The sequence below is a fragment of the Acetobacter sp. AC2005 genome (assembly GCF_037901235.1).
Classification (GTDB): domain Bacteria; phylum Pseudomonadota; class Alphaproteobacteria; order Acetobacterales; family Acetobacteraceae; genus Acetobacter; species Acetobacter oryzoeni.
The window spans coordinates 200856-221544 of sequence record NZ_CP149627.1 but is presented as its reverse complement, the minus strand read 5'-3'; the positions used below and the strand labels follow the sequence as shown (position 1 = coordinate 221544).

The window sequence follows — 20689 nt, the reverse complement described above, 5'->3', positions numbered from 1 at the left end:
TCATCAAAGACCGCTTCTGTGTTTGGGGCTCACGCTGCGGAAGCCATCTTGGCCAGCGACCCTATGGCCGCATCAACAGGCCGGACATATGGAAGCAAAGATCCGATCATTTTCTTGCCTAGCCCCTTGCAAGGGGGAGCCGTCCACATATGGTTGCCGTCCGTTATGCAAGAGTTTTCTGACCCATATTGACGTGTGATCGTGTGCGGTCTTCTGTAAGGCCTGTTGATGTGGCCTTTCAGAAGCCACTGGCCGGTATGGTGATCAGCGGATCAGATCCAAATCTGCGGGGCGTGCTTGAAAGTACGAAAAGACATACTGGTTTTTCCGATCCGGATCAAACGATCATGCGCCCATTCAGGTCATCGCCCTCTCACACCCCTACCGGTTCCATCCGCGGGAGCCGAGCCATCGCTCAGGCTGCCACGGACAGGGCCGGATCCCGATAATCCTCCTGTTTCGTTGCCATGGCCCAGATTGCCCTTGCCATCCTGTTGGCCAGGGCAATCGCTACCAGCATACGGGGCTTGCGGGCCAGCATCCGTGCCAGCCAGCTTCCCGGTGCTGGGCCCTTGCGACTGGCCCAGTTCACCTGGGTCATGGCACCCATGATGAGAAGCCTGCGGATATCAGCCTGTCCGGCTTTTGATATCCTCCCCAGCCTTTCCTTTCCGCCAGATGAGAACTGCCGGGGCACCAGTCCCAGCCACGCAGCAAAGTCGCGCCCGCGCCGGAAGGTCTGCAGGTCAGGCGCAAAAGCCTCAACCGCAAGAGCGGTCAGAGGACCCACTCCAGGCATGCTCTGCAATCTGCAGGCGGTTTCACTTCCCTGGGCAAGCATCCTGATCTTCTTTGTTCTGGCATCAATTCGCACACTCTGCTCCGAAATCTGTTGCAGCAGATCAAGGCATTCCTGCCTTACAAGCTCTGGCAGAACTGCCTCATCCAGCATGGCCTCAATGCGTTTGATATGCGCAATCCCCTGTGGCACGACGAGACCGAATTCATACAGAACGGCACGCAGGGCATTCACCAGTTCCGTGCGTTGGTGCACCAGACGCTCGCGGGAGCGAAAGAGAACGCTTCGGGCCTGCTGCGCTTGAGTGCGCGGTTCGACAAAGCGCATTTCCGGCTGACGGGCCGCAATGACGATCGCTTCCGCGTCGGCAGCATCGTTCTTCTGCCGCTTCACGAAAGGCTTCACATACTGCGGAGCGATCAGTCTGACCTCGTGACCAGATGCCGCCAGTTCGCGGGCCCAGTAATGCGCGCTCCCGCACGCTTCAAGAACGACCAGAGCAGGCGGCTGCGTTGCCATGAACTGCATAAACTGCTGACGACGCAGCTTTTTGCGAAACATCACCTCGCCCGCACGCGAAGCTCCATGAACCTGGAAAATGGTCTTTGCCAGATCAACGCCAATCACTGTATCCTTCATCTGCCGTCCTTTCACGCGGTTGTTTTTACTCAACGACCATTCTGGCACATTGCGATGCCGTGCGGGGAGGACGGCAACCACCCCATCTGCGGGGACCATCTCCTCAGCGCTACCCTGCGCACGGCAGACAGGGACCCGGGGAAGGAAGCACTGGCAGACATCCGCCGGATCGTGGAGCAGATCAGGAGCCGTTGGCCTCGGGTGCGTATCCTGGTGCGTGGGGACAGCGGTTTCGCCCGGGACAGTCTGATGACATGGTGCGAAGACAACCACGTTGACTTCCTGTTCGGGCTTGCAGGCAACACCCGCCTGTATGACCGGATTGCCTCTTTGTCCGCTGAGGTTCGTGACGAAGCCGCCACGACAGGCAGAGCTGCGCGCGGTTTCGCCTCCTTTGACTGGATCACAAAGGACAGCTGGACGCGCCGCAGGCGGGTCGTGGCCAAGGTCGAATGGCGCCACGGCAACCGCTATCATCGCTTCATTGTCACCACGCTACCGCAGGGAATGTCCGGCCCTCGCCATCTCTACGAACAGATTTACTGCGCACGCGGGGATATGGAAAACCGCATCAAGGAATGCCAGATGGATCTGTTCTCAGACAGGACCTCGTCCCACACCATCCGGGCCAACCAGCTCCGGCTGTGGTTCTCGGCCGCAGCCTATGTCCTGCTGACCGCTCTGCAAAGACTGGCCCTTGGCCAGACCAGCCTGGAGACGGCGACCTGTGGCACCATACGCGCACGGCTGCTCAAAATCGCGACACGTGTAACGCTCAGCGTCCGTCGGATTGTCCTGTCCATGCCGGACATGTTCCCCTGTCAGCATGAATTCGCCCTCGCTCATGCACGATTGCGAAGGCTCCGGCAGGCCATCTGAAGAAACAGACAGTGCACAGACCACATAGCTTCCACCAACACTGCCTTCTCAGGTCGTGACACCCTCACTGCGTTCAGAACCCGCCGCCAGAAGCAGAATATCGTCAATATTCCAGATCGGGCTCCTGTGGGATGACTGAATTCTACAAAATGACCCGAAATTGCCTCAAGTGTGAGATGGGGTGGTTGCCGTCCTCCCCGCACGGCATCGCAATGTGCCAGAATGGTCGTTGAAAGAAACGACTGCGCGAAAGGACGGCAGATGAAGGATACAGTGATAGGCGTTGATCTGGCAAAGAACATTTTCCAGGTTCATGGAGCTTCGCGTGCGGGCGAGGTGATGTTTCGCAAAAAGCTGCGTCGTCAGCAGTTTATGCAGTTCATGGCCACGCAGCCGCCTGCTCTGGTCGTTCTTGAAGCGTGCGGGAGCGCGCATTACTGGGCTCGCGAACTGGCAGGAGCTGGTCACGAGGTCAGACTGATCGCTCCGCAGTATGTGAAGCCTTTCGTGAAGCGCCAGAAGAACGATGCTGCTGATGCGGAAGCGATCGTCATTGCGGCCCGTCAGCCGGAAATGCGCTTTGTCGAACCACGCACTGAAGCGCAGCAGGCGCGTGGCGTTCTTTTCCGGGCCCGGCAGCGTCTGGTGCACCAGCGCACGGAACTGGTGAATGCCCTGCGTGCCGTTCTGTATGAATTCGGTCTCGTCGTGCCACAGGGGATTGCGCATATCAGACACATTGAAGCCATGCTGGATGAGGCGGTTCTGCCAGAGGCTGTGAAGCAGGAATGCCTTGATCTGCTGCGACAGATTTCGGAGCAGAGTGTGCGGATTGATGTCAGAACAAAGAAGATCAGGATGCTTGCCCAGGAAAGTGAAAACACCTGCAGATTGCAGAGCATGCCTGGAGTGGGTCCTCTGACCGCTCTTGCGATTGAAGCTTTTGCGCCTGACCTGCAGAGCTTCCGGCGCGGGCGCGACTTTGCTGCGTGGCTGGGGCTGGTGCCCCGTCAGTTCTCATCTGGCGGAAAGGAAAGGCTGGGGAAGATATCAAAAGCCGGGCAGGCTGATATCCGCAGGCTTCTCATCATGGGCGCCATGACCCAGGTGAACTGGGCCAGCCGTAAGGCCCCTGCACCGGGAAGCTGGCTGGCACGGATGCTGGCCCGCAAGCCCCGTATGCTGGTAGCCATTGCGCTGGCCAACAGGATGGCACGAGCCATCTGGGCCATGGCAACAAAACAGGAGGATTATCGGGATCCGGCCCTGTCCGTGGCAGCCTGAGCGATGGCTCGGCTTCCGCGGATGGAACCGGTAGGGGTGTGAGAGGGCGATGACCTGAATGGGCGCATGATCGTTTGATCCGGATCGGAAAAACCAGTGGATTTCTCTGTGCTTTAAAGCACGCCTGTGAGATTTGGATCTGATCCGCTGATCACCATACCGGCCAGTGGCTTCTGAAAGGCCACATCAACAGGCCTTACAGAAGACCGCACACGATCACACGTCAATATGGGTCAGAAAACTCTTGCATAACGGACGGTAACCACAGAAGAAATCCGCGTCGAACATCGTCTGACGAAACCCAATCATCCCTGGACCAATGGTCAGGTTGAACGGATGAACCGGACAATCAAAGAGGCAACCGTCAAACGCTTCCATTACGACAGTCATGAGCAGTTGAGGACACACCTCAACGACTTCATGGCAGCTTATAATTTCGGGCGAAGGCTCAAGACGCTGAGTGGCCTCACGCCTTACGAATACGTCTGCAAAATATGGACTTCAGAGCCAGAAAGATTCATCATCAATCCAACCCATCAAACCCCGGGACCAAACACCTAACTCCGGTGTAAAAGTCATACCTTCTTCCGAGGAAATGATCGGACGGGTCAATCAGGCACTCGGTCGCTGGATTGGTCTTAAGGAAGTCCACTTCGTCAGACATCTGCCCACGACTGTCTCAGGAAAGATCACGCGGAAACTCCTGTTGGTATCTTAACGTTATCAGTCTCGTATAAGATCATTTTTATGAAAAAATGGCGAACTCATACCAGACAATCCGAAGACTCTGCACTTATCAATATGTCATGGTTGAAGGATTATTAGAAAGATGACTGTATGATAACCAAAGACGTTTCCAAAACCAAAACGGAACAGATATACACGCCTATCAGGCAGTGCGAATATTATAACAATAAAACCGTCTGACAGTCTGTCATTTATGGAAATTTTACGTTTCTTATAAATGCGGCTGGATCACGATTTGGGGAATTACCCATGCAACCATCTCACGATATCGCGCTGCTTCTGGCACGCTTCCAGTTCGCCTTTACCGTAGGCGTTCATATTGTTTTTCCCGCCTTCTCAATCGGACTGGCTGCCTATCTGGCCGTGCTGGAAGGATTATGGCTTAAAACCAGGCGGTCAGCTTATCTCGACCTCTACCGATACTGGATCAAGATATTCTCGATCGTCTTTGGCATGGGCGTCGTCTCCGGGCTGGTCATGTCGTATGAATTCGGCACGAACTGGTCGGTCTTCTCCCGGAAAGCCGGCCCTATTACAGGTGTTCTCCTATCGTATGAAGTCATGACAGCCTTCTTTCTCGAGGCGGGCTTCCTCGGGGTCATGCTCTTTGGCATGAACAAAGTAGGACGCGGCCTGCATTATGCAGCAACATGCTGTGTCTCGGTCGGTACACTCATCTCGATGACATGGATCCTAGCGTCAAACTCATGGATGCAGACGCCACAAGGATACACAATTGATGCTGCTACCGGTCGCTTCATACCCGCAGACTGGCTTGCCATTATTTTTAATCCCTCTTTTCCTTTCCGGCTTGTGCATATGGGTCTGGCGGCCTTTCTTTCGGTTGCCTTTATAGTAGGAGCGACAGGGGCGTGGCATCTGCTCAAGGCACGCCGTGCGGGCACACAGGCGAGCGAACCGGTGCGCCTGATGTTTTCCATGGCAATGTGGATGGCTGCCTTCGTTGCCCCGCTACAGGTCCTCGCCGGTGACGCCCATGGGCTGAACACGCTCAAATACCAGCCGGTCAAGATTGCCGCGATGGAAGGGGATTGGGAATCAGAAGCGCGTGCCCCGGAACTGCTGTTCGGTATTCCCAACATGAAAACCGAACATACGGATTATGCTATCAGGCTGCCGCTGGCCGGGTCACTCATCCTGACACATAGCCTGAATGGTAAAGTACCGGGCATGAAGGATTTCCCGCGTGACCAGCGGCCGCCTTCTCCCGTGATCTTCTTTTCCTTCCGCATCATGATCGCGCTGGCGATGCTGATGGTTCTTGTCGGGTTCTGGTCGCTCTGGTTAAGGCGCAGAGGAACCCTGTTTAGCAGTCCAGGATTTCATCGGGTCGCCGTATGCATGGCGCCCACCGGTTTCATCGCATTGTTGTGCGGCTGGGTTACGACCGAGGTCGGCCGTCAGCCCTGGACCGTCTACGGTCTGCTCAGGACATCCGACAGTGTTTCCCCAATCGCCCTGTCCAATATGGCGCTGACGATGACCGTCTTTGTTGTGGTCTACGTAATCGTATTCGGATCAGGGATCGGCATTCTGGGCCGCCTGCTGGCACGCGCGCCACAAGAAGGTGAACATGAAACCAGCCCCTCTCACGCCCCGAATATTCTGGCCACAAGCACTCATCCCAAAGTCATCAATCCCTCTTCTGGCGAAGGAGCCTGAACATGATGGACGTCGCATACTGGCTTCCGATCATATGGGCCGTTATTCTGGTCGCTGCGATCACCATCTATGTCATCCTTGATGGCTTTGACCTTGGCATTGGAATGCTGTTCGCCGTAGAGCGGCATGAAGCCCGCAGGGATGTGATGGTCAACACCATCGCCCCTGTATGGGATGGGAACGAAACGTGGATGGTCCTTGGCGGTGCTACGCTCTATGGGGTCTTTCCTGGGGCCTATTCAACACTACTCCCTGCGTTCTACCTGCCGATCGTGCTCATGCTGGTTGCCCTGATCTTCCGTGGTGTGGCCTTTGAATTTCGTATCATGACACGCGGCACTGGACGCGAAAAACTGTGGGACGCTGGCTTCATGGCAGGATCGGGCATCGCGGCCTTCTGTCAGGGCGCAATCCTTGGAGGGGTCGTCCAGGGAATCAAGGTCGTGGACGGGGCTTTTGTTGGCGGTTCACTGGATTGGCTAACCCCATTCAGCGTGCTGTGCGGAGTGGCCGTCATGTGCGGTTATGCCCTACTGGGTGCAACCTGGCTTATCTGGCGTACGACCGATGTGCTGGAAGCCTCCTGCCGGAAATGGGCGAAGCTGCTGGCGATCGGGCTGTTTGTATGTATCGTAGCTGTCAGCCTGTGGACGCCCATGTTGCACGCACCCTACCTGCGGCGCTGGACCGAGTGGCCAAATATCGCATTTGTCGCACCTGTTCCTCTTCTGGTAATCGCACTGGGTTTTCTGCTGACCATCGGTCTGCGCCGTGGACATTCCAAAGGACCTTTCCTGTGTGCTCTCGGATGGTTCTTTCTCTGCCTGTCCGGCCTCGGGATTACGGTGTGGCCATATGCTGTTCCACCCGAGTTGACGCTGTGGGATGTATCATCTCCCCCTTCCAGTCAGTTTTTCCAACTGGTCGGCACCGTCATCTTGTTGCCGATCATCCTGACCTACACGGTTTACTCCTATCGCGTGTTCCGCGGAAAGGTAACGGAAGCAGATGGCTATCATTGAAATCGTACAAGGCAATGGGGACAACGCGCCCCGGCGACTTAGCCAGCGTATCGGCTGGTTCATCGGCATCTGGGCGCTTAGCACAGTAGCGTTATTCGTAAGTGCCTCGCTTGTTCACCTGATCGTACCAAAATGACTAAACCTGTGGTTGTTTTGACAACCACAGGTTCATTTTTCAACATTGATTATACCCTCTCGAACCTCACCCCAAGTGCTTATTAAACCGATTAGCTGCAATCTTTTCCCTGATTTCAGGCCGCCGGAAATAGATCGGCATTCCACAACGCAATGGGCGACCGCCCCGAACCACAACAAACGCTTCATCCACCCGCGCATCATTGAGCAACTCTTCACGGCGGATCAGGGGACGACTAATTTCGTGGTAGCTGGTGTTCGTACCGCGTGAGCGGTTGCCGGCTTCCCACCCCTTTCCCGACGTGCCGGAATTACTACCTTCGGATGTCGCCATGACGCCATACTGACCAAAGGTTTCTTCTAGTTCCTTTGCCGTATCGAGGTCAGAGATCGCAACATATGTCCGATGCGCGGCCGCCTCGTACCATGCCCGCTTTCCCTCGCGCCCCCATTGTTCTTCAAGCTGGCCGACCGACTGGTAAAGTAGCCTCAGAGTGATGCCATATTTCCGGCCTGCATCCCGCGCCGTTGCCATGATTCGCATCCGCCCAAGACGAGCAACCTCATCCAACAGGAAAAGAACCCGATTCTGGATGTTGCCATCTGCCTCATAAACAGCGTTCAACAAGGCTCCAATGATCGTGCGGCCGATTTCTGGTGTATTTTCCAAGGCTCGCAAGGGCAACTGCACGAAAATATCCGTCTTGCCGTCTACCAGGTCAGACGACCGGAAACTATCTCCTGACACGAGATCTGAGAAAGCGGGATTACTGAGCCAGGATTTCTTGTCATCGGCATTGCCATACACGCCGGAGAATGTCTTATCGACCAATCCCTTAAGCGTGCCGGGGTAATCCCCCCATTTTTAGTGGGGCATTGAATGAGACTTCAGGCAGCTGTTTTTAGTTTCTGGGCGGGGGTTAGCCCGCTGTTCCCCATGTTGGGTCTGTCATGGTTATATGTCCAGAGCCATTGTGTTGCGACCTCCTGCACGTCCTGAATGCTTTCAAACAAATACTGCTCCAGCCATTCCTGCCGGACAGTTCTGTTGTAGCGTTCAATAGAGGCGTTCTGCTGCGAATTACCCGGTTGCGTATAGATCAGGGTAATCCCCTGTTTTTCGGCCCATGAAACCAACGTATGACTGACATATTCAGGGCCATTATCCATTCGGATGGCTTCTGGCCTGCCACGCCACTCCATAACCTGTTCCAGACAGCGGACAACCCGACAGGCTGGCAGGGAAAAATCAACCTCGATCGCCAGTCCTTCACGATTGAAGTCATCCAGAATGTTCAGGAGCTGAAAAGCACGTCCATCCAAAAGTCTGTCCGCCATAAAATCCATGGACCAGACCCTGTTGGGAAGGGCCGGAACCGACAGCTTTTCAGGCTTTTCGCGAACCAGACGCCTGCGGGGTTTAATCCGCAGGTTGAACTCCAGTTCCCGATAGATCCGATAAACCCGCTTATGATTCCAGAGCTGTCCCTGCACATTGCGCAGATACAGGAAACACAGACCAAATCCCCATCTCCTGTGAGCCTGGGTCAGTCCCACCAGAAGAGCGGCAATCCTGTCGTTCTCCGCTGCCAGTCGCGGACGATAGCGAAAGCAGGTCTCGGATATCCCAAAAATCCGACAGGCCAGCGCAATGCTGACCCCATGATGCGCCACAGCCTGTGCGGCCAGTTCCCGGCGCTGGGCTGGCCGCTTCATTTTTTTCCAAGGGCTTCCTTCAGGATATCCGTCTGCATGCTCAAATCCGCATACATGCGCTTCAGCCGACGGTTCTCCTCTTCCAGAGCCTTCATCTGACTGATCATCGAAGCATCCATGCCGCCATATTTCGCGCGCCACCGGTAAAACGTGGCGTTGCTAATCCCATGCTCCCGGCACAGGTCAGGAACCGGGACACCGCCCTCAGCCTGGCGGATCACACCCATGATCTGGGCGTCACTAAAGCGATCACTCTTCATCAGAATCTCCTCAATTCTTACGCTGAGAAAATTCTCATTCAAAAGTCACTCTTTTTATGGGGGGATTACCGAACGGCACCCTTAACATCAGGTTAAAACACTCAAAGATTACGGATGCCGTCGACGCGGAAATCTCACAGAAGGGTTGTACATCGGGTTAGATTATGAAAAAGACTATTTTGTGTAAAAGAAATTTCCATAATCATCAAGAAAACCCGATGCAGACAGAGTGTAGCGCAGGCGCGTATGAGTTTCCAGCCTCCTGTGGACGGCGTGTTGTGGCCCGTTTTGACGGGGGTCGCATGAGTTCGGATGGGGGCGTCATTCTGGTGAAGCAGGCTGATGACATTCTGGGTCTCAGCCGCCGCTTTGCTGCCTGTTTTCGCGATAAGCGGCATCCCGGCTTTGTGGAATACCGGGTTGAAGACCTTGTCCGTCAGCGGATCATGGGCCTGGCACTGGGCTATGAAGATCTCAATGATCACGATGCCCTGCGGCATGACCTGATCTTTGGTCTGGCCTCGGGTCGTCTGTCAGGAGGCCGGGCAAACTGCGCAGCATTGGCTGGCAAATCTACACTGAACCGGTTGGAGCGCAGTGGGCAGCAGGCAGATCGTTACTGTCGGATCATTGCTGATCATGAGGCCCTGGCTACCCTGTTCGTCACGCTCTTCCTTGACCAGCATGAGCACGCACCCGCCCGGATCGTTCTGGATGTGGATGCCACCGATGACCGTATCCATGGCCATCAGGAAGGCCGCGCCTTTCATGGATATTACGGCCATAACTGCTATCTTCCCCTGTATGTCTTCTTCTGTGGTTGCCGTCCGTTATGCAAGAGTTTTCTGACCCATATTGACGTGTGATCGTGTGCGGTCTTCTGTAAGGCCTGTTGATGTGGCCTTTCAGAAGCCACTGGCCGGTATGGTGATCAGCGGATCAGATCCAAATCTGCGGGGCGTGCTTGAAAGTACGAAAAGACATACTGGTTTTTCCGATCCGGATCAAACGATCATGCGCCCATTCAGGTCATCGCCCTCTCACACCCCTACCGGTTCCATCCGCGGGAGCCGAGCCATCGCTCAGGCTGCCACGGACAGGGCCGGATCCCGATAATCCTCCTGTTTCGTTGCCATGGCCCAGATTGCCCTTGCCATCCTGTTGGCCAGGGCAATCGCTACCAGCATACGGGGCTTGCGGGCCAGCATCCGTGCCAGCCAGCTTCCCGGTGCTGGGCCCTTGCGACTGGCCCAGTTCACCTGGGTCATGGCACCCATGATGAGAAGCCTGCGGATATCAGCCTGTCCGGCTTTTGATATCCTCCCCAGCCTTTCCTTTCCGCCAGATGAGAACTGCCGGGGCACCAGTCCCAGCCACGCAGCAAAGTCGCGCCCGCGCCGGAAGGTCTGCAGGTCAGGCGCAAAAGCCTCAACCGCAAGAGCGGTCAGAGGACCCACTCCAGGCATGCTCTGCAATCTGCAGGCGGTTTCACTTCCCTGGGCAAGCATCCTGATCTTCTTTGTTCTGGCATCAATTCGCACACTCTGCTCCGAAATCTGTTGCAGCAGATCAAGGCATTCCTGCCTTACAAGCTCTGGCAGAACTGCCTCATCCAGCATGGCCTCAATGCGTTTGATATGCGCAATCCCCTGTGGCACGACGAGACCGAATTCATACAGAACGGCACGCAGGGCATTCACCAGTTCCGTGCGTTGGTGCACCAGACGCTCGCGGGAGCGAAAGAGAACGCTTCGGGCCTGCTGCGCTTGAGTGCGCGGTTCGACAAAGCGCATTTCCGGCTGACGGGCCGCAATGACGATCGCTTCCGCGTCGGCAGCATCGTTCTTCTGCCGCTTCACGAAAGGCTTCACATACTGCGGAGCGATCAGTCTGACCTCGTGACCAGATGCCGCCAGTTCGCGGGCCCAGTAATGCGCGCTCCCGCACGCTTCAAGAACGACCAGAGCAGGCGGCTGCGTTGCCATGAACTGCATAAACTGCTGACGACGCAGCTTTTTGCGAAACATCACCTCGCCCGCACGCGAAGCTCCATGAACCTGGAAAATGGTCTTTGCCAGATCAACGCCAATCACTGTATCCTTCATCTGCCGTCCTTTCACGCGGTTGTTTTTACTCAACGACCATTCTGGCACATTGCGATGCCGTGCGGGGAGGACGGCAACCACCCCATCTGCGGGGACCATCTCCTCAGCGCTACCCTGCGCACGGCAGACAGGGACCCGGGGAAGGAAGCACTGGCAGACATCCGCCGGATCGTGGAGCAGATCAGGAACCGTTGGCCCCGGGTGCGTATCCTGGTGCGTGGGGACAGCGGTTTCGCCCGGGACAGTCTGATGACATGGTGCGAAGACAACCACGTTGACTTCCTGTTCGGGCTTGCAGGCAACACCCGCCTGTATGACCGGATTGCCTCTTTGTCCGCTGAGGTTCGTGACGAAGCCGCCACGACAGGCAGAGCTGCGCGCGGTTTCGCCTCCTTTGACTGGATCACAAAGGACAGCTGGACGCGCCGCAGGCGGGTCGTGGCCAAGGCCGAATGGCGCCACGGCAACCGCTATCATCGCGGAAATCTCACAGAAGGGTTGTACATCGGGTTAGATTATGAAAAAGTCTGTTTTGCACAAAAGAAATTTCCATAATCATCAAGAAAACCCGATGCAGACAGAGTGTAGCGCAGGCGCGTATGAGTTTCCAGCCTCCTGTGGACGGCGTGTTGTGGCCCGTTTTGACGGGGGTCGCATGAGTTCGGATGGGGGCGTCATTCTGGTGAAGCAGGCTGATGACATTCTGGGTCTCAGCCGCCGCTTTGCTGCCTGTTTTCGCGATAAGCGGCATCCCGGCTTTGTGGAATACCGGGTTGAAGACCTTGTCCGTCAGCGGATCATGGGCCTGGCACTGGGCTATGAAGATCTCAATGATCACGATGCCCTGCGGCATGACCTGATCTTTGGTCTGGCCTCGGGTCGTCTGTCAGGAGGCCGGGCAAACTGCGCAGCACTGGCTGGCAAATCTACACTGAACCGGTTGGAGCGCAGTGGCCACAAGGCAGATCGTTACTGCCGCATCATTGCTGATCATGAGGCCCTGGCTACCCTGTTCGTGACGCTCTTCATGGACCAGCATGAGCGCGCACCCGCCCGGATCGTTCTGGATGTGGATGCCACCGATGACCGTATCCATGGCCATCAGGAAGGCCGGGCCTTTCATGGGTATTACGGCCATAACTGCTATCTGCCGTTATACATCTTCTGCGGAGACCATCTCCTGAGCGCCACCCTGCGCACGGCAGACCGGGACCCGGGGAAGGAAGCACTGGCAGACATCAGCCGGATCGTGGAGCAGATTAGGAACCGCTGGCCCCGGGTGCGTATCCTGGCGCGTGGGGACAGCGGTTTCGCCCGGGACAGTCTGATGACATGGTGCGAAGACAACCACGTTGACTTCCTGTTCGGGCTTGCAGGCAACACCCGCCTGTATGACCGGATTGCCTCTTTGTCCGCTGAGGTTCGTGACGAAGCCGCCACGACAGGCAGAGCTGCGCGCGGTTTCGCCTCCTTTGACTGGATCACAAAGGACAGCTGGACGCGCCGCAGGCGGGTGGTGGCCAAGGCCGAATGGCGCCACGGCAACCGCTATCATCGCTTTATTGTCACCACGCTACCGCAGGGAATGTCCGACCCCCGCCATCTCTACGAACAGATTTACTGCGCACGCGGGGATATGGAAAACCGCATCAAGGAATGCCAGATGGATCTGTTCTCAGACAGGACCTCGTCCCACACCATCCGGGCCAACCAGCTCCGGCTGTGGTTCTCGGCCGCAGCCTATGTCCTGCTGACCGCTCTGCAAAGACTGGCCCTTGGCCAGACCAGCCTGGAGACGGCGACCTGTGGCACCATACGCGCACGACTGCTCAAAATCGCGACACGTGTAACGCTCAGCGTCCGTCGGATTGTCCTGTTCATGCCGGACATGTTCCCCTGTCAGCACGAATTCGCCCTCGCTCATGCACGATTGCGAAGGCTCCGGCAGGCCATCTGAAGAAACAGACAGTGCACAGACCACATGGCTTCCACCAACACTGCCTTCTCAGGCCGTGACACCCTCACTGCGTTCAGAACCCGCCGCCAGAAGCAGAATATCGTCAATATTCCAGATCGGGCTCCTGTGGGATGACTGAATTCTACAAAATGACCCGAAATTGCCTCAAGTGTGAGAAATCCGCGTCGAATCTATCGTGAAAAAGCTAGTGGGGCAGATGCAAACCGTGCAGAACTTCAGAAACTCATCGGTAATCTGAAAGAGGGACAATCAATTGTGGTCACTCGCCTTGATCGGCTGGCACGCAGTACGTTTGATTTATTCGCTATAGTTAAAAGTATTACCGAAAAAAAGCTCAGTTTTACTCTTTGGCAGAACCATGGACCGATACAACTACCAGCACGGGTCGGCTTATGCTTGCTGTCCTTGGAGGTTTAGCTGATGTCGAAAGAGATTTAATACGAACGCGCACTTCCGAAGGACGCGCCAGAGCCATCGCGCAAGGGAAAAAGATGGGGCGACCAAGTCTTGTCACCCCGTCACAACGACTTGAAATTATCAAAAAAAGAAAAAATGGCGAAAAATTGGAACAAATTGCAAAAGCTTTCGGCATAAGTTCGGGAACGGTCTATCGGATTGCCTCACAGGCCTTAAAACATAACTCATAAAGAAATTAAGGACCTGATTTCTTCCAATATCGCCATTTTTTTGATTGATATTGGATCATAAATACCTTGCTTTTGATCATTCCCTTTAATGCCCGATTTCAGCACAACTTGGGATTTAAGTTTATTCGAGAATTTGTTATAATATCATAAGCCAAGAGCCTGTCCGCTACCTATGGCGGCTCTTGGTCTGATATCTATTCTATCTTCGCTGTGAACTCTAAACTCGCAAACATCTTCATATCGCATCTTACCGATGCTGAAGGGCGAACGGGATACGAGAGGGGATATTCTCAATATTCATTCACCATTAAGGTTAAAACATTTTCCACAATGGATTATCGGGATTGGCAAGAAGCTTGACCGTAAGGGCCAAGGACATAATAACCAGCAGAGGTCGGATACCTTTGCCGCCATATCTGATTGCCAACCATGCTCCGACCTGGTTTCCAAGAATATTTGCTCCTGCCATTCCAAATCCGAGCATCCATAATACCTTTCCGCCAACAATCATGGCCGTAAGACCCGCGACATTGGTTAAAAGATTGATAAATTTGGTATTTGCAATTGCACGAACTAATCCAAGGCCAGCAAAAGCAACCAAGACAGTTGTTAGAAATGATCCCGTACCAGGACCAAAAAAACCATCATAAAATCCTATGCTGGTCATACATAGTGTAATCCCCATACGTCCAAGGCGAGCGTGGCGATCTTCCCCACTCAAGGGAGGGGCCAATAGAAAATAAGCAGCCATTCCGATTAACAAAAGCGGTACAATTGCTGATAAAAAGATAGGATTTACAAATTGTACGACCGTTGCGCCTGCAAGCGCTCCCAGGAAAGCTCCTATGGCTGGCAAAACAAATTGTCTGATATCGACATGCCCTGCCCTCAAAAAGGTCAGAAAAGCCGAAGAGGTCCCAATCGTGCTTTGCAGTTTATTGGTGGCAAGAGCCGAAACAGGTGGAATACCAGCCGCCATCAAAGCGGGAATTGTCACAAGACCGCCCCCACCCGCAAGAGCATCTATCCCACCAGCCACAAATGCGCTCGATATGAGAAACAGGATTGTATCAAATGTGAATTGCATGGTGAAAAACCAACTCGGACTCAAATATCTCTAATTAAAAAAACCGAATATTCTGAAGGCATCAGCATAGCCCCCCTCTACGATGGAGGAAATAGCGATATCAATGTAATCTGGCTGAATACGATCATCTCCTACCTGACCACTAGCACTACAGTTGCATTTTGTGTTGAGTTCTGAATCTATGGGTAACCATGATTCAGGATATGATGAGTGGCGGTACGTCTGTTGAAGAGACGCTGGAATTATGGGCGCGCTCGCTTCGGTCCGCCAAGGATCGGATGGCGCCGCTGTTCACGCAAAAACGTGTCGTAGATTCGGCCTGTGCTTTTCTTGATGTTTTGATTGGCAATGAACCACGCAAGACGGGATGGATGCGAGCGGAAGCCGCAGGAGATCCTGGTCCATGGCGGCAGCAGGCGCTTCTGGGACGCGGGCACTGGGATGCCGATGCCCTTCGTGACGTCGTCAGGGATTATGTGATTGAGCATCTGGGCACTGAAGAGGGCGTGCTGGTCATTGATGAGACCGGTTTTCTGAAGAAGGGTCAGGCGTCCTGCGGTGTGGGGCGGCAGTATACGGGATCTGCCGGCAAGATCACGAACTGCCAGATTGGTGTGTTTGGCGCTTATGTTTCGGAACGGGGGCATGCCTTTATTGACCGCGCCCTGTATCTCCCGAAAGACTGGACATCAAAGCCTGAGCGTCTGAAGCGGGCCCACGTTCCCGATGACGTGGTGTTTGCAACCAAACCGGCGTTAGCCTCGATGATGATTGAGCGAAGTATTGAGGCCGGTGTGCCGTTCCGCTGGGTTGCAGCAGACAGCGTGTATGGCGTGGGCGACGTAGAACGCACGCTTCGCCGGGCAGGAATTGGATATGTGCTTGGGGTCAAGGGCAATCACTGGTTCGGATCATGGGCAACGGAACCGCTGATTGCCGGAGAGGCGAAAGATATTGCAGCAGGACTGCCAGACCAGGCCTGGCGTCGTCTGTCAGCGGGGCACGGCACAAAAGGTGAGCGACTTTATGACTGGGCGTATCTTCCGCTTGCTGATCTGGATGCTGAAGAATTTGACTGCCCTATAGCCGGACCATGGACACGTGGCCTGTTGATCCGCCGAAACATCGCTGACGGGGACCTTGCCTATTTTACGACCTGGAGCCCGAAAGGGACAACCACGCAGGAACTCGTGAACGTTGAAGGGACGCGCTGGAGGATCGAAGAAGGGTTCGAGACGGCCAAAAACGAATTTGGTCTTGATCATAACGAGACCCGCTCCTGGCATGGTTGGCATCGGCATGTCTCTCTGGTCATGCTGGCCTATGCCGTCATGGCCAGTGTCCGTTACCAGGCAAACTCACTGAAACCGAAAAAAACACAACTCAGAACACGACAGTCCTTGTCCGCTGGTCCATTCAGGAGATCAGGCGCCTCGTCGTAAAACTTGCACAACGCAGACTACCCGTCTCTCACATCCTCAGATGGTCCGTCTTTCGACGAACGCATCAGGCCAGTGCTATCCGCGCTCACTCACGACACAAAATGCAACTGTAGTGCTAAACACCTAGAAAGACCAGGTTGCATCACAGCTGAACCAGAGCATGTTGTTTGTGCCGTTATTGACGGTTGGGTTCTGCACGGTTCCGGCCTGGTTGAATGGGTGCGTGCCGTTAAGGGATTTATCCAGCCGGATTTCAGGCCGGATGGTAAAGCCCCCCAGAGCCAGCTTCTTGTTCACGAACTCTGGCCGGTAGGAGACACCCAGCGTCAGTTCGCCATAGGTTGTGGGCAGAGCGTTGTAATAGGGAAATGGCTGGTTGCTGAGTGCTTGCGTGAGGGAGTTGAAGCTGGAATATTCCGTAATCACCCCACCCGTGTTGTCACGGAAGATTTCACCTCGTGCATTGAATGTCAGCCAGGGGTGGATGTCGTAGGAAAAGTAGGTTGTGACCCCATAGGCATCATCGCGCAGGGAATCATCGTGCAGATAGGTGCCATCCACGGAGACGGTCATCTTATCATTGATATGATACGTGGCCATAACGTCCGCATTATACTGCATGAGGCTGTTGGCCTGCTTGCCAATACCCGCACTCACCCACCCTGTGGGAGAGACAATGGTGCGGCCATTGTTGCCCTGTGGTCCAAAGTGCCCGATGGCATGCACATCCAGCTTGCCATCCATCAGCTTGTTCCACGCCAGACCAAAATAGCCCTTGGGCTTGTTGTTGTTGCCAGAAGCGCCAAAGGTTGTGGAGTTGCCTGCATCCACCCCCAAAATCCAGTCCATGTGGCGTGTCAGATGCATGGTGGCCAGAATACCCACTGTCTGAAACGGCACGATATAATCTGATGCGTAGTTGTAGGTGTAGAACGGCCGTGCCAGAGCGGGCGTGCCTTCCGCGCCCATAATGCCGTACATCTGGCCGATCTGCACATCAATGCCGCGCTTGACGCGGATTTCTTCTGTGGTTACCGTCCGTTATGCAAGAGTTTTCTGACCAATATTGACGTGTGATCGTGTGCGGTCTTCTGTAAGGCCTGTTGATGTGGCCTTTCAGAAGCCACTGGCCGGTATGGTGATCAGCGGATCAGATCCAAATCTCACAGGCGTGCTTTAAAGCACAGAGAAATCCACTGGTTTTTCCGATCCGGATCAAACGATCATGCGCCCATTCAGGTCATCGCCCTCTCACACCCCTACCGGTTCCATCCGCGGAAGCCGAGCCATCGCTCAGGCTGCCACGGACAGGGCCGGATCCCGATAATCCTCCTGTTTTGTTGCCATGGCCCAGATGGCTCGTGCCATCCTGTTGGCCAGCGCAATGGCTACCAGCATACGGGGCTTGCGGGCCAGCATCCGTGCCAGCCAGCTTCCCGGTGCAGGGGCCTTACGGCTGGCCCAGTTCACCTGGGTCATGGCGCCCATGATGAGAAGCCTGCGGATATCAGCCTGCCCGGCTTTTGATATCTTCCCCAGCCTTTCCTTTCCGCCAGATGAGAACTGACGGGGCACCAGCCCCAGCCACGCAGCAAAGTCGCGCCCGCGCCGGAAGCTCTGCAGGTCAGGCGCAAAAGCTTCAATCGCAAGAGCGGTCAGAGGACCCACTCCAGGCATGCTCTGCAATCTGCAGGTGTTTTCACTTTCCTGGGCAAGCATCCTGATCTTCTTTGTTCTGACATCAATCCGCACACTCTGCTCCGAAATCTGTCGCAGCAGATCAAGGCATTCCTGCTTCACAGCCTCTGGCAGAACCGCCTCATCCAGCATGGCTTCAATGTGTCTGATATGCGCAATCCCCTGTGGCACGACGAGACCGAATTCATACAGAACGGCACGCAGGGCATTCACCAGTTCCGTGCGCTGGTGCACCAGACGCTGCCGGGCCCGGAAAAGAACGCCACGCGCCTGCTGCGCTTCAGTGCGTGGTTCGACAAAGCGCATTTCCGGCTGACGGGCCGCAATGACGATCGCTTCCGCATCAGCAGCATCGTTCTTCTGGCGCTTCACGAAAGGCTTCACATACTGCGGAGCGATCAGTCTGACCTCGTGACCAGCTCCTGCCAGTTCGCGAGCCCAGTAATGCGCGCTCCCGCACGCTTCAAGAACGACCAGAGCAGGCGGCTGCGTGGCCATGAACTGCATAAACTGCTGACGACGCAGCTTTTTGCGAAACATCACCTCGCCCGCACGCGAAGCTCCATGAACCTGGAAAATGTTCTTTGCCAGATCAACGCCTATCACTGTATCCTTCATCTGCCGTCCTTTCGCGCAGTCGTTTCTTTCAACGACCATTCTGGCACATTGCGATGCCGTGCGGGGAGGACGGCAACCACCCCATCTCACACTTGAGGCAATTTCGGGTCATTTTGTAGAATTCAGTCATCCCACAGGAGCCCGATCTGGAATATTGACGATATTCTGCTTCTGGCGGCGGGTTCTGAACGCAGTGAGGGTGTCACGGCCTGAGAAGGCAGTGTTGGTGGAAGCTATGTGGTCTGTGCACTGTCTGTTTCTTCAGATGGCCTGCCGGAGCCTTCGCAATCGTGCATGAGCGAGGGCGAATTCATGCTGACAGGGGAACATGTCCGGCATGGACAGGACAATCCGACGGACGCTGAGCGTTACACGTGTCGCGATTTTGAGCAGTCGTGCGCGTATGGTGCCACAGGTCGCCGTCTCCAGGCTGGTCTGGCCAAGGGCCAGTCTTTGCAGAGCGGTCAGCAGGACATAGGCTGCGGCCGAGAACCACAGCCGGAGCTGGTTGGCCCGGATGGTGTGGGACGAGGTCCTGTCTGAGAACAGATCCATCTGGCATTCCTTGATGCGGTTTTCCATATCCCCGCGTGCGCAGTAAATCTGTTCGTAGAGATGGCGGGGGTCGGACATTCCCTGCGGTAGCGTGGTGACAATAAAGCGATGATAGCGGTTGCCGTGGCGCCATTCGGCCTTGGCCACCACCCGCCTGCGGCGCGTCCAGCTGTCCTTTGTGATCCAGTCAAAGGAGGCGAAACCGCGCGCCGCTCTGCCTGTCGTGGCGGCTTCGTCACGAACCTCAGCGGACAAAGAGGCAATCCGGTCATACAGGCGGGTGTTGCCTGCAAGCCCGAACAGGAAGTCAACGTGGTTGTCTTCGCACCATGTCATCAGACTGTCCCGGGCGAAACCGCTGTCCCCACGCACCAGGATACGCACCCGGGGCCAGCGGTTCCTAATCTGCTCCACGATCCGGCTGATGTCTGCCAGTGCTTCGTTCCCCGGGTCCCGGTCTGCCGTGCGCAGGGTGGCGCTCAGGAGATGGTCTCCGCAGAAGATGTATAACGGCAGATAGCAGTTATGGCCGTAATACCCATGAAAGGCCCGGCCTTCCTGATGGCCATGGATACGGTCATCGGTGGCATCCACATCCAGAACGATCCGGGCGGGTGCGCGCTCATGCTGGTCCATGAAGAGCGTCACGAACAGGGTAGCCAGGGCCTCATGATCAGCAATGATGCGGCAGTAACGATCTGCCTTGTGGCCACTGCGCTCCAGCCGGTTCAGCGTGGATTTTCCTGCCAGTGCTGCGCAGTTTGCCCGGCCTCCTGACAGACGGCCCGAGGCCAGACCAAAGATCAGGTCATGCCGCAGGGCATCGTGATCATTGAGATCTTCATAGCCCAGTGCCAGGCCCATGATCCGCTGACGGACAAGGTCTTCAACCCGGTATTCCACAAAGCCGGGATGCCGCTTATCGCGAAAACAGGCAGCAAAGCGGCGGCTGAGACCCAGAATGTCATCAGCCTGCTTCACCAGAATGACGCCCCCATCCGAACTCATGCGACCCCCGTCAAAACGGGCCACAACACGCCGTCCACAGGAGGCTGGAAACTCATACGCGCCTGCGCTACACTCTGTCTGCATCGGGTTTTCTTGATGATTATGGAAATTTCTTTTCTACAAAACAGACTTTTTCATAATCTAACCCGATGTACAACCCTTCTGTGAGATTTCCGCGTTGAGGGCGGATCAGCGCCTGATGCAGGCGCTGATCGGAAAGAAGAGGTTTGTCACAGGAACTTCCTTTGGTGCAAAGACGGCCGCCATTTGCAGGATGTGCTGTATCTCCCCGCACCTTTGCAATACGGTCATTCTCCACTTCCAGTATAATCCCGCATCCTACCCCACAATAAGGGCAAACCGTACGGACTTCTTCCCGCGCCATAA

The 20689-nt window shown here is 55.3% G+C and carries 16 protein-coding genes and 5 pseudogenes; 12 read left to right on the top strand and 9 right to left on the bottom strand.

The window, feature by feature from the left end; all coding sequences use genetic code 11:
* Window positions 1–415: 415 nt before the first annotated feature.
* Window positions 416–1438: an IS110 family transposase gene (locus QQM41_RS14765; protein ID WP_339076906.1), complete on the bottom strand. Its 1023-nt coding sequence runs from the start codon at window positions 1436–1438 to the stop codon at window positions 416–418.
* Window positions 1439–1525: 87 nt separating this feature from the next.
* On the opposite strand from QQM41_RS14765, the pseudogene QQM41_RS14760 reads away from it, so the two are divergent.
* From QQM41_RS14760 to QQM41_RS14735, 6 genes and pseudogenes are all read left to right on the top strand, one after another.
* Window positions 1526–2317 (top strand): annotated as a pseudogene (locus QQM41_RS14760) (IS1380-like element IS1380A family transposase); the annotation flags it as partial.
* A gap of 261 nt (window positions 2318–2578) precedes the next feature.
* Complete coding sequence (locus QQM41_RS14755; protein WP_041247965.1) at window positions 2579–3601, top strand: IS110 family transposase; 1023 nt, start codon at window positions 2579–2581, stop codon at window positions 3599–3601.
* Between the two features lie 270 nt (window positions 3602–3871).
* Window positions 3872–4162, top strand: a pseudogene (locus QQM41_RS14750) (integrase core domain-containing protein); the annotation flags it as partial.
* 435 nt (window positions 4163–4597) lie between these two features.
* Window positions 4598–6031, top strand: a complete 1434-nt coding sequence (locus QQM41_RS14745) for a cytochrome ubiquinol oxidase subunit I (protein ID WP_006115551.1) — start codon at window positions 4598–4600, stop codon at window positions 6029–6031.
* A 2-nt stretch (window positions 6032–6033) separates the two neighbouring features.
* A complete protein-coding gene (gene cydB, locus QQM41_RS14740; RefSeq protein ID WP_006115550.1) occupies window positions 6034–7053 on the top strand; it encodes a cytochrome d ubiquinol oxidase subunit II in 1020 nt (339 codons plus the stop codon).
* A complete protein-coding gene (locus QQM41_RS14735; RefSeq protein ID WP_007397858.1) occupies window positions 7040–7189 on the top strand; it encodes a DUF2474 domain-containing protein in 150 nt (49 codons plus the stop codon). Before cydB ends, QQM41_RS14735 begins: the two co-directional genes overlap by 14 nt.
* A gap of 66 nt (window positions 7190–7255) precedes the next feature.
* Here QQM41_RS14735 and QQM41_RS14730 read toward each other — a convergent pair whose 3' ends face one another.
* Window positions 7256–8020, bottom strand: coding sequence for a type IV secretory system conjugative DNA transfer family protein (locus QQM41_RS14730; protein ID WP_339078233.1), 765 nt, complete (start codon window positions 8018–8020; stop codon window positions 7256–7258).
* 56 nt (window positions 8021–8076) lie between these two features.
* Window positions 8077–9164 (bottom strand): IS3 family transposase gene (locus QQM41_RS14725; RefSeq protein ID WP_339078232.1). Its coding sequence is split into 2 segments (ribosomal slippage): window positions 8077–8903 and window positions 8903–9164, totalling 1089 coding nucleotides; the frame shifts between segments, so codons are not numbered across the junction.
* Between the two features lie 218 nt (window positions 9165–9382).
* Between QQM41_RS14725 and QQM41_RS14720 the strand changes: the two genes are divergently transcribed.
* Window positions 9383–10030 carry a transposase gene (locus tag QQM41_RS14720; RefSeq protein ID WP_339078231.1) on the top strand — a complete coding sequence of 216 codons (648 nt, stop codon included), beginning with the start codon at window positions 9383–9385 and terminating at the stop codon, window positions 10028–10030.
* A 216-nt stretch (window positions 10031–10246) separates the two neighbouring features.
* Here the strand turns inward: QQM41_RS14720 and QQM41_RS14715 are convergent, their stop codons facing one another.
* Window positions 10247–11269: an IS110 family transposase gene (locus QQM41_RS14715; RefSeq protein WP_339076906.1), complete on the bottom strand. Its 1023-nt coding sequence runs from the start codon at window positions 11267–11269 to the stop codon at window positions 10247–10249.
* 87 nt (window positions 11270–11356) lie between these two features.
* Between QQM41_RS14715 and QQM41_RS14710 the strand changes: the two are divergent.
* The 4 genes and pseudogenes from QQM41_RS14710 to QQM41_RS15755 form a co-directional block, all read left to right on the top strand.
* Window positions 11357–11749, top strand: a pseudogene (locus QQM41_RS14710) (transposase); the annotation flags it as partial.
* A gap of 91 nt (window positions 11750–11840) precedes the next feature.
* Window positions 11841–13226: an IS1380-like element IS1380A family transposase gene (locus QQM41_RS14705; RefSeq protein ID WP_339078230.1), complete on the top strand. Its 1386-nt coding sequence runs from the start codon at window positions 11841–11843 to the stop codon at window positions 13224–13226.
* Between the two features lie 171 nt (window positions 13227–13397).
* Window positions 13398–13678 (top strand): annotated as a pseudogene (locus tag QQM41_RS15760) (recombinase family protein); the annotation flags it as partial.
* Window positions 13679–13738: 60 nt separating this feature from the next.
* Complete coding sequence (locus tag QQM41_RS15755) at window positions 13739–13894, top strand: helix-turn-helix domain-containing protein (protein ID WP_012813215.1); 156 nt, start codon at window positions 13739–13741, stop codon at window positions 13892–13894.
* 313 nt (window positions 13895–14207) lie between these two features.
* Here the strand turns inward: QQM41_RS15755 and QQM41_RS14695 are convergent, their stop codons facing one another.
* Window positions 14208–14981, bottom strand: a complete 774-nt coding sequence (locus QQM41_RS14695; RefSeq protein ID WP_003631418.1) for a TSUP family transporter — start codon at window positions 14979–14981, stop codon at window positions 14208–14210.
* Between the two features lie 191 nt (window positions 14982–15172).
* Here QQM41_RS14695 and QQM41_RS14690 point away from each other — a divergent pair, with 191 nt between their 5' ends.
* Window positions 15173–16423 carry an IS701-like element IS1452 family transposase gene (locus QQM41_RS14690; protein ID WP_012812328.1) on the top strand — a complete coding sequence of 417 codons (1251 nt, stop codon included), beginning with the start codon at window positions 15173–15175 and terminating at the stop codon, window positions 16421–16423.
* A 123-nt stretch (window positions 16424–16546) separates the two neighbouring features.
* Here the strand turns inward: QQM41_RS14690 and QQM41_RS14685 are convergent.
* The 4 genes and pseudogenes from QQM41_RS14685 to QQM41_RS14670 all read right to left on the bottom strand — a co-directional run.
* A pseudogene (locus QQM41_RS14685) lies at window positions 16547–17434 on the bottom strand (outer membrane beta-barrel protein); the annotation flags it as partial.
* A gap of 282 nt (window positions 17435–17716) precedes the next feature.
* Window positions 17717–18739, bottom strand: coding sequence for an IS110 family transposase (locus QQM41_RS14680; protein WP_041247965.1), 1023 nt, complete (start codon window positions 18737–18739; stop codon window positions 17717–17719).
* Window positions 18740–19000: 261 nt separating this feature from the next.
* Complete coding sequence (locus QQM41_RS14675) at window positions 19001–20386, bottom strand: IS1380-like element IS1380A family transposase (RefSeq protein WP_339078229.1); 1386 nt, start codon at window positions 20384–20386, stop codon at window positions 19001–19003.
* A 16-nt stretch (window positions 20387–20402) separates the two neighbouring features.
* The gene (locus tag QQM41_RS14670; RefSeq protein WP_408874589.1) at window positions 20403–20687 is read right to left on the bottom strand and encodes a hypothetical protein; all 285 of its coding nucleotides are present in this window, start codon (window positions 20685–20687) and stop codon (window positions 20403–20405) included.
* Window positions 20688–20689 lie beyond the last annotated feature (2 nt).